Annotated in this window: 9 protein-coding genes; all 9 read right to left on the reverse strand. The window is 47.1% G+C overall.

Going from position 1 to position 13,340, the window contains the following annotated elements; all coding sequences use genetic code 11:
• Nucleotides 1-38 precede the first annotated feature (38 nt).
• The 9 genes from NSQ66_RS28670 to NSQ66_RS28710 all read right to left on the reverse strand — a co-directional run bounded on the left by NSQ66_RS28670 (nucleotide 39) and on the right by NSQ66_RS28710 (nucleotide 13,276).
• Entirely contained in the window at nucleotides 39-1,259 is a 1,221-nt protein-coding gene (locus NSQ66_RS28670; RefSeq protein ID WP_036681946.1) for an MFS transporter, read from the reverse strand.
• Nucleotides 1,260-1,719: 460 nt separating this feature from the next.
• Nucleotides 1,720-2,547: a formate/nitrite transporter family protein gene (locus NSQ66_RS28675; RefSeq protein WP_036681949.1), complete on the reverse strand. Its 828-nt coding sequence runs from the start codon at nucleotides 2,545-2,547 to the stop codon at nucleotides 1,720-1,722.
• A 1,247-nt stretch (nucleotides 2,548-3,794) separates the two neighbouring features.
• A complete protein-coding gene (locus NSQ66_RS28680) occupies nucleotides 3,795-5,159 on the reverse strand; it encodes an FAD-dependent oxidoreductase (protein WP_076212570.1) in 1,365 nt (454 codons plus the stop codon).
• Between the two features lie 334 nt (nucleotides 5,160-5,493).
• Nucleotides 5,494-7,128, reverse strand: a complete 1,635-nt coding sequence (locus NSQ66_RS28685) for a formate--tetrahydrofolate ligase (protein ID WP_076140696.1) — start codon at nucleotides 7,126-7,128, stop codon at nucleotides 5,494-5,496.
• Between the two features lie 249 nt (nucleotides 7,129-7,377).
• Nucleotides 7,378-7,854: a glutathione peroxidase gene (locus NSQ66_RS28690; protein WP_076212573.1), complete on the reverse strand. Its 477-nt coding sequence runs from the start codon at nucleotides 7,852-7,854 to the stop codon at nucleotides 7,378-7,380.
• A gap of 141 nt (nucleotides 7,855-7,995) precedes the next feature.
• Nucleotides 7,996-8,871, reverse strand: a complete 876-nt coding sequence (locus NSQ66_RS28695; RefSeq protein ID WP_339279504.1) for a M15 family metallopeptidase — start codon at nucleotides 8,869-8,871, stop codon at nucleotides 7,996-7,998.
• A 199-nt stretch (nucleotides 8,872-9,070) separates the two neighbouring features.
• The gene (locus NSQ66_RS28700) at nucleotides 9,071-10,870 is read right to left on the reverse strand and encodes a DEAD/DEAH box helicase (protein ID WP_076099691.1); all 1,800 of its coding nucleotides are present in this window, start codon (nucleotides 10,868-10,870) and stop codon (nucleotides 9,071-9,073) included.
• Nucleotides 10,871-11,260: 390 nt separating this feature from the next.
• The gene (locus tag NSQ66_RS28705) at nucleotides 11,261-12,928 is read right to left on the reverse strand and encodes an AarF/UbiB family protein (RefSeq protein ID WP_076099692.1); all 1,668 of its coding nucleotides are present in this window, start codon (nucleotides 12,926-12,928) and stop codon (nucleotides 11,261-11,263) included.
• Nucleotides 12,929-13,276: a phasin family protein gene (locus NSQ66_RS28710; RefSeq protein WP_036681962.1), complete on the reverse strand. Its 348-nt coding sequence runs from the start codon at nucleotides 13,274-13,276 to the stop codon at nucleotides 12,929-12,931.
• Nucleotides 13,277-13,340 lie beyond the last annotated feature (64 nt).

A 13,340-nucleotide genomic window follows, 5' to 3' on the forward strand; every position in this document is an offset into this window, starting at 1 on the left:
TAGAATTCACAGCAGATGTTGGAATCCACTGTGTATAGTTATCTTACGGACCGCTCTAACGAATGGCCTTTACGATTGACTAAAGAATGGATGACGAAAAATCCTACAGACAGCAGCGCCATCGCACAGGCCAGCCAGGCTGTTGGTGCCAAACCACCGCTATCATACAGTCTGCCCATGAAGTAAGGGCCAATGACTCTCCCGACTGCACCAATCCCTCCGCTTAGTCCCAAATAAAATGGTGCGCTGCGCCCCGCATGATCCGAGATAAAGGATGGCATCGCTGGAGAAATCAGCATTTCTCCCAGTGTAGCAAGCACCATTCCGAGCACTAAGCCAGGATAATTAGGCATCCACAAAAGAAACGCATAGCCACCCAAATAAAACAGGGCACTTGCAGTCATTTGCGCCGTTGAGGTAGACGCGAACCAGCGCTTAATCATTGTTACCAATGGCTGAGCTGCAAAAATCAAAATACCGTTCAGTGTCCAGAGAAAACCATAAGTTTTCTTAGGCCAGCCCTCTGAAATAATGAACGGAGATACCCCTGTATTCCAGATAGAGTTACCGAGAAGCAGGAACAAAGAACCGATCCCCATATAAAGATAAATACGAGTATGCCCCATTAGCTTCCACGTGGATTGTTTCTCTGGTTCATTCTTCTGATGCCCCATTACCTCATGCGCAGGTTCTCCACCGATTTTCTTCAGATATATAAAAAAGAAACCCGCAAATACCGCCGAAGTTACACCATTCATTACAAAGCTTAGCATATAGGAAATATCGGCCAAAAAACCACTTAATGCCGTACCCAGTGCTACACCAATATTATTGGCGACATAAATAACATTAAACAGCTCACCACGCTGCTTCGTGAAACGAAAGCCGATAAATGCCTGAATGGCAGGTAATGATAAGGAATTAAATAATCCTACCAGTCCCATTGCAACCATAAATAACGTCCAGTTGTTACTAGCTGCCGGCAAGGTGAACAGTGCCAAAGCATTCATGGCGAGCGCTCCGACAATCAGCCGGTTAACGCCTACCTTATGATAGAGTGAGCCCCCGAGTAGTTGACCCACGATCCCACCAACCGATTGAATAAGAATCACCAGTCCAGCATCTGACATGCTGCGTCCAAGCTCATCAAATACATACATCGTAACGAGCGGCCACATCAGCGCACTACCTGTTGCATTAATTAGGCTGGCAATTAGAAATATTTTCACTTCTTTTGGATATGCCTGTAAAAACTTCATAAGTAGTGTACATCCCCTGTTATATATGTGTCATTAATTCATCCAGTATTATCCCAAAACAGGGTTATGAGCAAGCATACACATTGACGTTTTATCGCGATAAAGTACGCATGAAATCTAGAGAATAAAACGCACATATCGCATGAATTATCCCGTCTCCCTTGGGGTTCACGTCCGCAGCCCTTCCTAGCTCTAATATCTATTCTTATTTTAAAGCCGTGGCTGTCGTCCGTAAAGCAAACTAAACAAGAAGAAACTGATTCGCTTTTAGAAAGACGGGGTAATAGAGCCTAGAAACACTCCCCCTTCAAAATTCGCCGTGATCCGATTTCGTTCCCCCGAGCGCGGATATATCACGGCGGATTTTTTTGTGTCTACATAACAAAAAGCACCCCTAAAACATTAACGCCACCAATAAGGCAGACCTTGAATGTTCTATGGAGTGCTCTATAAGACGAGCTTAAGCGTGTTTTTTGACACTGCTGCCGGACATGCTATCTACGGATTGAATAGCCGTAGGTGCTTTACGCAAGTATGCCATCCAATAGGCAGCTGCGACAAATATTGCTCCACCCGTTAGATTGCCGAGCCAGACGGGAACAAAGTTAGTGAAGTATTGCCCCCATGAATAGTAACCTTCAAAAATAGCTGCTGGAATTAGGAACATGTTAGCTACAACGTGCTGGAATCCGATCGCAACAAAGGCCATCGTTGGGAACCAAATACCAAGGATTTTGCCGCTGAAGTTATCTGCTCCATAGGAGAGCCACACTGCCAGCGCAACGAGCCAGTTACAGCCGATACCCGAAACAAATGCCGGAAAGAATTCTGCATCGATTTTATGACCAGCCATATCCACCAATTTCTCTAAATACACACCCTCTGAAGTTAAACCCACCACATGACCGAAGAAATAAGCTACAAATAATGCCCCTGCCAGATTACTAATCGTAATGAGCAAAAGATTCTTCACAACTTCCCAAAAAGAAATCTTCTTAGCCATAAAAGCGAGCGGCACGGCCATCATATTCCCTGTCAGCAGTTCTCCACCCGCAAGGAGTACCATGATCAGCCCAACGGGGAAGACTGCTGCCCCGATAAAGTTAGCAATGGAACCCCATTCCTGTGGTGCGCCAGCAATGACGCGAATATCCAATAAAAACCCGAGCGCAATAAACGCTCCTCCCAAAAAGCCCAGAATAAGTACGGTACTTAGCGGATTATGAGCTTTTTTTATGCCGTTCTCTACAGTTACTTCGGCAATTTGCTGCGGTTTGCTATAAGCCATGGTTCCTATCTCCTTCATCTATTTACTTCAAATTTGTTCCTTTATGACCATTGTAGCGTGTCGTAAAACACATTAACGTGATAATTATCACTTTGAGAAAACTAAGTGAAAGTTTTCACTGACATGTCAAATTTACTGCGACCTGTGCACAAATAGAAGTTTATGTATGACCGACTAAGCCAGCATATCTTGTTTCGTTGGATTACATTTGAGCGTACGCAGCAGCTATCGGACACAGTTGTCCTTATATGCAGCTATATCTCACTGTAGCTATACCTCGCTATCGGACATCGGACTCAGTTGACCCTATTCGTAGCATTTGAGCACATTTGGCTCGCTATCGGACCCCATAGTCGCTATTGCCACCAAAAACACAATAGTTGCACCTCATTTTATGTAATAGCTGCATTGGAGTCCGAAATCACACTCAAAAAGCGATTAATTGCTAAATAGCGGCTTCTGAGTCCGAAAGCTTCTGCGGTGGGCGTTGACTCAGCACGATCGGACTCAGATGACCCTAACCGTAGCTTCTGAACACATTTGGCTTACTATCGGACATCGGACTCAGATGACCCTATTGGTAGCATTTGAGCACATTTGGCTCGCTATCGAACCCCATAGTCGCTATTGCCACCAAAAACACACTAGCTGTACCTCATTCTATGTAATAGCTGCATTGGAGTCCGAAATCACGCTTAATAGGCGATTAATTACCAAATAGCGGCTTCTGGGTCCGATAGCTTCTGCGGTGGGCGTTGACTCAGCACGATCGGACTCAGATGACCTTATTCGTAACTTTCGAGCACATTTGACTTGCCATCGGACCCCATAGTCGCTATTGCCACCAAAAACACACTAGTTGTACCTCATTTTATGCAATAGCTGCATTGGAGTCCGAAATCATACTCAAACAGCGATTATTTGCTATATAGCGGCTTCTGAGTCTGAAAACTTCTAAGGAGGGCGGTGATTCAGCACGATCGGACTCAGATGACCTTATACGTAACTTTTGAGCACATTTGGCTTGCTATCGGACATCGGACTCAAATGACCTTAACTGTAACTTTCGAGCACATTTGGCTCGCTACCATCGCCGAAGCCATTGGATTCTACCTACCTATGCAGCTAATCATTCTGCACCTAACAAAAAAAGCAGCAACCCTCCCGTTACAGGAGAATCGCTGCTTTTCTAGCTTTATAAGGTTATCTTTTTCGTCGATAAATCACTCAGAAACAATCGTTTCTTTTTAAAATGTTACAGCCTCTTTGCTTGGTACTGTTGTCGGCAGCGCTTGAAGACCCACTGTATTCAGGAAGTTCCAAGGTTTGTTGTAATGCGGTTGGAAGAAGAAATCGATAAAGGCTAGTTGGTCGATTGTCATTTGATTTTGAATACATACAGACACTGTGTTGATCGATTGCGTCAGATCCATCTTGGACATAATTTGAGCCCCGAGAATACGGCGTGTGGCGCGATCAAACACTACTTTTAACTGAACCTGCTCAAAGGTGGGCATAAATTCTGGACGGTAGTTATCAATAATCATGGCGGTTTCCACGTCCATTCCTTCAGCCTTAGCTCCTTCTTCAGTAAGCCCTGTTGCAGCGATATTATCTTCATAAATCTTAATGCCCGAAGTCCCTTGTGTACCCATATAAGGAATGGTCTCTGTTACCAAGTTGCGTGCAACTAAGGTTCCCATCCGCACAGCATTGGTTGCCAGTGGGATATAGGCGTGTTTGCCTGTAGGGTTGTAGTGAATCGCACAGCTGTCGCCCGCGGCATATACATCTGGGCAGCTAGTCTGCATATAGTTATTGACCACAATGGCACCATTAGGCAGCATATCGACTTGACCTTTTAAGAGTTCAGTATTAGGACGGAAACCAATGCAGAGAATGACCAGATCTGTTTCATGCTCTCCTTTGCTTGTAATGACCTTTGTTACCTTACCATCTTTGCCCGCAAAAGAGCTGACCTTCTCATTCAGTGCCAATTTAATCCCATGATCCTGAAAAGATTGTTCGATCGGTGCAGTAAATTCTTGATCCAGATATTTACTCAGAATGCGATCTTCACCATCAATTAGCGTAACTTGCTTCCCATTCATTTGAAAAGCTTCCACCAGTTCAACGCCGATATATCCAGCGCCGACGACGGTGATTTTATTCGCTTGTTTAGCTTTTTCTATAATAGTGTTGGAATGATCATAGTTCTTGGAAAGTAAAATCCCCTCGAGTTCAAATCCTTCAAGCTTCGGCACAATCGGCCATGAACCTGTAGTCATAATCAGCTTATCGTAGGTGTCAGCGAACTCGTGGCCTGTCTCCAGATTGCGTACACGCAATGTTTTGGACTTCGTATCCACTGCAGTTACTTCATGACGCATATTGGTCTTTACGCCAAGCTCTGCAAGCTTTTCTGGTGAAGAATAGAATAGCCCCTCTGGGTCTTTAACCACTCCACCTACATACAAGGCAATTCCACAGGATAAGAAGGAAATATTATCATTACGCTCATATACAGTAATCTCGGCATCCGGGTAAAGCTGAGCAGTATTCACAATTGCGGCGGTTCCGGCATGGGTACATCCAATGACAGCTACTTTCATTATTTCTTCCTCCTTCAAATGGACAATCGGGTTATATATTTGACTTGCATGACCGATCAATGATGGAATCTGATCAACAATGGGTTAGTTGTGATTTATTTCACTTTATAAATTGATTATATTGTGATATTTATCACATTACAAGTCTTTTCCGCCTATATCCTCAAATTGTTCACAATTTTAAGTTTTTTCCGCCACTGCTGCCGAATGCGACGACCTCATTAGCTTTGCCACGTGAGAGGTACATTATGATCTGCATTTGCAGGAATCCAAAGGAAGCATAAAAAAGGCTTCCCCTCTAATACAACAAGGAGAAGCCCTTTATTAAACACTTTTACACCAGACCGTGAATCTCTCCGTCCTCGTCCATCCATAGTCCCTCAGCAGCTGGCTTAGCTGGCAGACCTGGCATCGTAACGATATTGCCTGTAATAACTACCGCAAAGCCTGCACCAAGCGAAAGAGTAATATCTCGGACACCAATCGTAAAACCTTCCGGTGCTCCGAGGAGTCTAGGCTGGTCGGAGAAGGAATAAGGCGTCTTCGCCAAACATACTTGAAGATCATTTAGCCCAAGCCGCTCAATAACCGCCAGACTACGCTTAGCCGCCGGAGAAAAGTTCACTTCTGCCCCGCGGTAAATCTCACGGACAATTTTGTTGATTTTGGATGAAATGTCGAGATCTTTCTCATACAAAGGAGCAAAGTGGCTCGTGCCACTATTATTCAAGAGCTTGTTCAGCTCAGAAGCCAGCTCCTGTCCACCTGCACTACCTTCCGCCCATACTTTTGAGATTGCAGCCGGCACGTTTAAATTGCGGCAGGCCTCCAGTACATCGTTAATCTCGCCCTCACTGTCCCCTTCAAAATGATTAATGGCAACTAAAACAGGGACTCCAAATTTACCGAGATTCTCTACATGGCGTTCTAAATTCACCAATCCCGCGCGCAGCGCCGTCCGATTCTCGGTTAGAAGCTCACCTTTAGGCACACCACCGTTATATTTCAAGGACTTAACAGTTACGACAAGAACAGCAGCAGAAGGGGTTAACCCGGCCTGTTGGCATTTGATATCCATGAATTTCTCTGCACCAAGATCCGCTCCGAAGCCTGCTTCGGTGACCACAACATCCCCTAGCTTAAGGGCATAACGAGTGCCAATAACACTGCTGCAGCCATGAGCGATATTCGCAAACGGACCCCCGTGCACAATAACAGGCGTACCTTCCAGAGTCTGTACCAAGTTTGGCTTAACTGCTTCCTTAAGCAGCGCTGTCATCGCTTCAACGGCCCCGATTCGCTCGGCTGTTACCGGTTGTCCCTCTTGGTCATAACCAATTAGAATACGGTTCAAACGCTTCTTGAGATCAATGAGGCTATCGCATAGGCATAACACAGCCATAATCTCAGAAGCCGTTGTAATCTGAAAGCCACTTTCCCGTACGGCTCCGTTTCCGTCTCCGAGCCCAGTCACAATACTGCGCAGGCTGCGGTCATTCATATCCATGACACGTTTCCAAACGATACGCTGCGGATCCAGTCCCAGCTCATTGCCTTGGAAGATATGATTATCAATCATTGCGGACAATAAATTATGCGCAGAAGTCACCGCATGAATATCACCGGTAAAGTGCAAATTAATCTCATCAGCCGGAACAATCTGCGACTTCCCGCCGCCTGTTGCGCCGCCCTTCATCCCTAAGCAAGGCCCGAGCGACGGCTCACGTAAAGCAGCCACAGTCTTCACACCTGCTGCATTCATTGCCTGCGCCAACCCGATGGTTGTTAAGGTCTTACCCTCGCCAGCAGGGGTGGGATTCACCGCAGTGACCAGAACCAGCTTGCCATCTGGCTTGTTTTTCATTTCCTCCCATAAGGATGGCGAGAGTTTGCTTTTATATTTGCCGTATAGTTCCAGATGCTGCTCGTCGATCCCTGCTTGTGCTGCTACCTCTGTAATTAACTTCATGCTTGTATAAAACCCTCCTGCCGTTATTATCCTGCTGTACTCCACTTTTTTATGCATGTTCGCACAGTTGCTATATTCTCTTCAAAGGATACATGGTCTTTTTAAAGCGTCAAGTATAATTTATCACAATAAAAATTCAAGGCAATCTCCATTAATCCTTTTAAAAAAAGAAAATCCCCGCGAGCATCGGTCGAAACCGAGTCGAAGGGATACTTGGAAGATCACTCTGCAACTAACCCCATAAAGGGTCTACAGGAGTGACTCAATATGTTGTTTCATCGTTTCCGGCGATTCTTTGGGCTCCACACGAGCCACTACATTGCCGCTGCGATCAATAAGAAATTTCGTGAAATTCCAGCTAATGTCGCTGCTGTCTCCAGCACCAGGCTGCTGCTCCTTCAAATAATTGAAAAGCGGGCTGGCATCCGGTCCATTAACATCAACTTTGGCGAAGACCGGAAAGGTAACTCCATAATTAATCTGACAGAATTCCTCAGCCTCTTCACTCGTACCTGGCTCCTGACCCGCAAACTGGTTGCAGGGGAATCCTAATACTACAAGTCCTTGATCGCTATACTGTTCGTATAGCTTCTGAAGGTCTCCATACTGTGGTGTAAGTCCGCACTTACTAGCCGTATTAGCAATCAGCAGCACCTTACCTTCATACTCCGCAAACGGCACTTCTTTACCCGAAGGTGTAACGCCGGCAAAAATGTAGATCGACATCTTTATTCCCCTTCCTTCCTTGTACTTGGACTACACTACGTATCTTACCCGAACTGTAAGGGAATGCAACTTCTGAACTCTTTTTATTGCCATAGAAAAAGCAGCCCTACAAATTTCATAGGACTGCTCTCTGCGTCTATGTTATTTCGATACCGGAATTGCGTCATAATATTCTTCCAACGTAATATCCTTCTCATTGATATAGGCAGCAATGTCCTTACCTACATAACGGATATGCCAAGGCTCGTACTTATATCCGGTAATGTCTTGCTTACCTTCAGGATATCTGATGATAAAACCATATTCCCCTACATGCTTGGCCAACCACTCGGCTTCCTTCGTCCCACCAAAACAGCTCTCGGCGGCACATTTGCCATCACTTCCCGAGACATCTATAGCCAGCCCGGTCTGATGCTCGCTATAGCCGGGGACTGCACTGTAAGTATGGGCTTTTTCTTCCCCATCTCTCTCCACATAACGGTTATACAAAGTCGTCTGGGTTGCCTGTGAGCGGTATGCAGAAACGCCTGCTAAATAAATTCCGTCTTCCTCTGCACCTGCGAACATCTTCTCCAAGGCTTTGGCAGCTTCGCTGCGCATCATACGCTTTTCGATTTTCTCTTTGAATGTAAAACGGACATCAGGATAGACAAGATCCGTTGGTTTATAATTATCAGGCAAGCCGTACTGCTTATTTACCATCACTGTAATACTATCAGGCTCTGCAGAAATAGGATCTGGAACACTACCCGCATTATCACCGCCTGATTCAGGCGGATTAGAGGGTTCAGATGGATTAGATGAATCTGGAGTATCAGATGGATCAGCTACTGCCGGGTCTGTAATCCCCCCTCCATCACTTTCCCCCATATTCCCAGGCTCACCTTGAAGATTATCCCCCACATTTATATTAGAACCGTTACTCTCCGAAGCAGAAGGAGACGTGTACTTTCCTATTCCCCAACCGACAGCAATAACGACAATTAACAAGATTATAATTTTAAATTTTTTTGACATCTGTAAGTTCTTCCTCCTCGAAGCCGAACATTCTATTTATCTATTAGACAGGCTTTCCTTCATAAATGTTTCACTAAGAACCTAATTTAAAAATAAAAATCAATATGTTCACGCTATAAAATAAAGGTTACCATAGGTCATTAGCTTCAGCGCTAACTACCCTATGGTAACAAGTTTCATCTATAAAACTCTACTAACTTTATCTGGAAGTGCCGCGACCGCCGCTTTTAAAGCCACCGGATCCATTGCTACGGCCACCGCGTGAAGATCCACCACCGCTGTTGCGGCCGCCTTTGCCAGCAGCGCCACCCTTGGCACCGCCGTATCCACCTTTGCTGCCTTTACCACCTTTGCCGCCTCTAGACGGGCCAGAACCATAGCCGCTGCCTAAGCCGCCACGTGGAGTACCTCCAGTGTAGGCACCGCCGTCCGCTCCTCTAGCTACGTTCTCACTGTAGCCAGTGCTTGGGCCGCCCTTCCGGTTCGCACCGCGCGAACCGGTGCTAGGCGTTGCCGCGTTGCCGCTGGCAGACGCTTCGCCTCTGGAGGCGAAGGCGCCATAGCCGCCGCCTACTCGCACTACACCGGCAGCCTTGCCGCCGCCCTTAGGAGCAGCAGCGTCATAACCGCTGCCGCCACGCTTGCCAGCCGCCGCATCGGAACGACCGCGGCGTCCTTCTGCAGGCGCGCCCCAGCCGCCTGCTTCTTTACCGCGGCCACGGCCACCTTGCCGCGCTCCGCCTTCGCCGCGCGGAGCTCCGCCGCGGCCAGAGCCGCCGGTCTTCGGCCCGCGGCCCGTGCGCGCTGCCTCAGCGCCGCCGCTTTGGCGACCGCCGTGGCGTCCGCCGCCTTGCACAGGGATGAATTCGCCAACGCCGAATTCATCCTTCTCGTAACGGCGGCGATCCAGCCGCTGCGAGATGCCATGCTCGATCAAATCCAGACCCTCTTGATCACGTGGAGATACGAAAGTAATTGCAAGCCCTTTGCCTCCAGCACGGCCAGTCCGTCCGATCCGGTGAATATAGCTATCCACATCAAGTGGCATATCATAGTTAAAGATGTGAGTAATACCTTCAACATCCAGACCCCGAGCTGCTACGTCTGTCGCTACTAGCAGCTGCAGCTTCGCATCACGGAATCTTTTCATCACACCTTCACGTTTACCTTGGGACAAATCACCGTGCAGCTCGTCACACTCATAACCGGCTGCTTGCAGCGCTTCGTTCAGATTGGACACCCGCCGTTTCGTCCGGCAGAAAATAATAGCCAAGTAAGGACGATCCCGTTCAATGAGGGATTTGAGCGCTTCTTCTTTATTACGGTCCGAGCATTCCACTACTTGCTGTTTGATATTATCCAGCGGAATTGGAGAACCACTCTTAATGATGATATCCAGTGGCTCTTTCATGTAATTAGCAGCGAGACGTTTAATCGGATCAGGCATTGTCGCGGAGAACAACATAGTCTGACGACGATAAGGCACAGCCGTAATGATTGTCTCAACATCCTCCAAGAAGCCCATGTGCAGCATTTGATCGGCTTCGTCCAGAACGAGCATTTTTACGCCGCTAAGATCCAGCGTCTCCCGGCGCATATGATCCAAAAGTCTGCCCGGTGTACCGATGATAAGATGTCTGCCGCCTTCCAGCTTGCGCAGTTGCTTCTCTACATCCTGACCACCGTAAACCGCCAATATTTTGATATCCGTATGACGCGCCAGCTTGCGTGCCTCTTCTGTAATCTGCAAAGCCAGCTCACGTGTAGGAGCCATAATCAGCGCCTGAGGATAAGCCCGCTCCGTATGGATCTTGTCCATAATTGGCAGCAAAAAGGCCAAAGTCTTCCCTGTACCTGTCTTCGCTCTAGCTATTACATCCAAACCCTGCACCAATGGCGGAATGGCTTCCTGCTGCACTGGCGTAGGCTTAACAATGCCTTGACCTTGAAGCAATGTACACAGTAATTCTGAAACTCCTAAATCTTTAAATCCCGGCAAATTCTCCACCTCACTATTTTCTCGGTTTAATTTGATTACATCTCTTTCTTAACTTCCGTCTTCAAAAGCCCTGTATGAGGCAGCCTGCATAGGCTGTCCTGTTCTGGGGCATATGCTTCAGATTCAGCTATATTCAAACAAAAGCGGAAGAACACCGTCACCGGCATCCTTCCGTCCCATGTATCCCTTGACCCGTTAAAAGAGTGCGGTCAAAGTTCGGTTTCTGGGCAGCAGCGATCCACCGGACGTTAAGACGGCACTCCATTTGCGTTCCATTCCACTTTATACAATAGAAGTAAAGTTAAGCTTAGAAAGTTATCTTTTATATTGTACTTGATAGAAAGGCATTTGTGTGAAACTGCTGAAGAATAATTATTCAAATCCCTTAAGCTAGAACCTTCCCGATTTAAAAATCGCATAGATCAGCCATAAGAACATCAGAAGTGCCACCACGCTGCCAATCTCCACTGTAGGGAAATTCCATAACACTGAAGGCTGTCCACGCATCGCAGTACCAATAATGAGTCCTGTCATGATGATGCTAAACGCAAGCATCACAATACTGAATGCTAAACGGTTACCTACCCGGTCCAGCTTACGCTCCAGATTCTGCATCTCGGGTGCCACAATCTCCACCTTAATCTTTCCCTTACTGATCAGCGCGGATAACTGCTTAGCCTGCCCAGGAAGCTCCAGCAGACTCTCTGTTAAATCCGCTACGCCTCCCAGAAACTTGCGCTGCAAACGACTGCCGCTAAAGCGCTGCTTTACTAGTTCCCGCCCAAAGGGTTCCGCCATTTCCAAAATACTGATGGTTGGATCTAAGTTGCTGATAACTCCCTCCAGCGTGAGCATTGTCTTCCCTAACATCGTCAAATCTGGCGGCAGCACTAGACGATGTTTTCGCGCTATGCCAAACAGATCATTCAGGGCTTTGCCTATACTCATTTTGCTAAATGGAACATCATAATATTCATCCCGCAGCCGATCCATATCATCATGCAGCGCGCTTCGATCAGCATCCTCAGGAATGACTCCAAGACGCAAAATTGCCCGGACCATTGCATCCGTATTTTTGCGCATTAGAGCGATAATAAGTGCAGATAGCTGCTCCTTCATCTCCTCATTCAGCCGACCCATCATGCCAAAATCAATCAAAGCCAGCTTTCCATCACCCATCCGTATAACATTGCCCGGATGAGGATCAGCATGGAAAAAACCATGAATGAAGATTTGTCTAAGCATCATCTCCACAAGTTGCTGTGCGATGGCTTTAAGCTTAACGCCGTTACTCAGCAGCTCATCGCGACGACTCAGCGTTGTCCCTACCACATATTCCATCGTCAGCACTCGTGCTGACGTATAGTCCCAATAGATATCCGGGATGTACACTCCCTCATAATCCATCTGCTGATCGATTTTCTCTGCATTACGTCCCTCTTGGCTATAATCCAGCTCGCCAAGCAGCGATTTAGAGAACTCCTCTACCATACGGCACAGCTGATATTGCCTCGCCCAGCTGAGCCGCTTTTCAGCAAGTGTGCTTAAATCTTTGAGAATTTCCAAATCCCTGCTCATCGTTCGCAGAATACCAGGACGTTGAACTTTAACAGCTACGACTTGTCCACTGTGAAGTACAGCCCTATGCACCTGACCAATGGATGCCGCAGCAAGTGGCGTATCCTCAAAAGAGTTAAAAATTTCATCCATATGCTGATCCAGTTCCTGCTCAATGATCGCGCGCACGCGGTCGACAGGAAAAGGAGGCACATTATCCTGTAGTTTTACCAATTCCTGAATAATAGAATCAGGCAGCAGATCTGAACGGGTACTGGCGAGTTGTCCCAGCTTAATAAAGGTTGGACCCAAATCCTCCAGCACCAGCCGAATCCGCTCCCCGAGCGTAAGGCTTGTGTGTGCTTCCTGCGTTACAAGACGACGTGGAAGGGATAGTAAGTGATAGAGCCCCAGCTCTTCCACCATATAGCCAAAACCATGGCGCATAAGCGCCATGGCGATTGCCCGGTAACGTCCGGCATGTCTAATGCGTACTGCCATTTAGTCCGAACGCGTTTCCGCCGATGTTCCCTCTAGATGGGAAATTCCCTCTAGCTCGGCCAACCGGCGCTCCAATACTGCAATTCGCCCTTCCAGCTCGGCAATATCGTTTTGTACAGGCACATTCATTTCCTTCAGCACGCGTTGTACTTGCTCTTGTACAGCAGACTTGAACATGCCTCGTTCTTCCTCACCACGTTCAATCAACCGATCGACGAGAGCCCTAGATTCCGAAGGAGCAAGCTCCCCGCGTTTCACTAGTTCTTCAACAACCTTCTCTACTTTTTCCTTACTGACAATGGTGAGGCCCACTCCTAAAGAGATCGCTTTTTTAAACAAATCACTCATGGCACTTTCCTCCCAAAGATTCCGTTTCATTACATAACGGAGTTTATGATTAAAGTATACCCCA

It is taken from the genome of Paenibacillus sp. FSL H3-0329, assembly GCF_037963285.1.
Taxonomy (GTDB): domain Bacteria; phylum Bacillota; class Bacilli; order Paenibacillales; family Paenibacillaceae; genus Paenibacillus_AQ; species Paenibacillus_AQ odorifer.

Excerpts from the sequence above, each read along its gene's own strand:
- NSQ66_RS28670 (WP_036681946.1), bottom strand. The coding sequence starts at position 1,259 with ATGAAGTTTTTACAGGCATATCCAAAAGAAGTGAAAATATTTCTAATT.
- NSQ66_RS28675 (WP_036681949.1), bottom strand. The coding sequence starts at position 2,547 with ATGGCTTATAGCAAACCGCAGCAAATTGCCGAAGTAACTGTAGAGAAC.
- NSQ66_RS28680 (WP_076212570.1), bottom strand. The coding sequence starts at position 5,159 with ATGAAAGTAGCTGTCATTGGATGTACCCATGCCGGAACCGCCGCAATT.
- NSQ66_RS28685 (WP_076140696.1), bottom strand. The coding sequence starts at position 7,128 with ATGAAGTTAATTACAGAGGTAGCAGCACAAGCAGGGATCGACGAGCAG.
- NSQ66_RS28690 (WP_076212573.1), bottom strand. The coding sequence starts at position 7,854 with ATGTCGATCTACATTTTTGCCGGCGTTACACCTTCGGGTAAAGAAGTG.
- NSQ66_RS28695 (WP_339279504.1), bottom strand. The coding sequence starts at position 8,871 with ATGTCAAAAAAATTTAAAATTATAATCTTGTTAATTGTCGTTATTGCT.
- NSQ66_RS28705 (WP_076099692.1), bottom strand. The coding sequence starts at position 12,928 with ATGGCAGTACGCATTAGACATGCCGGACGTTACCGGGCAATCGCCATG.
- NSQ66_RS28710 (WP_036681962.1), bottom strand. The coding sequence starts at position 13,276 with ATGAGTGATTTGTTTAAAAAAGCGATCTCTTTAGGAGTGGGCCTCACC.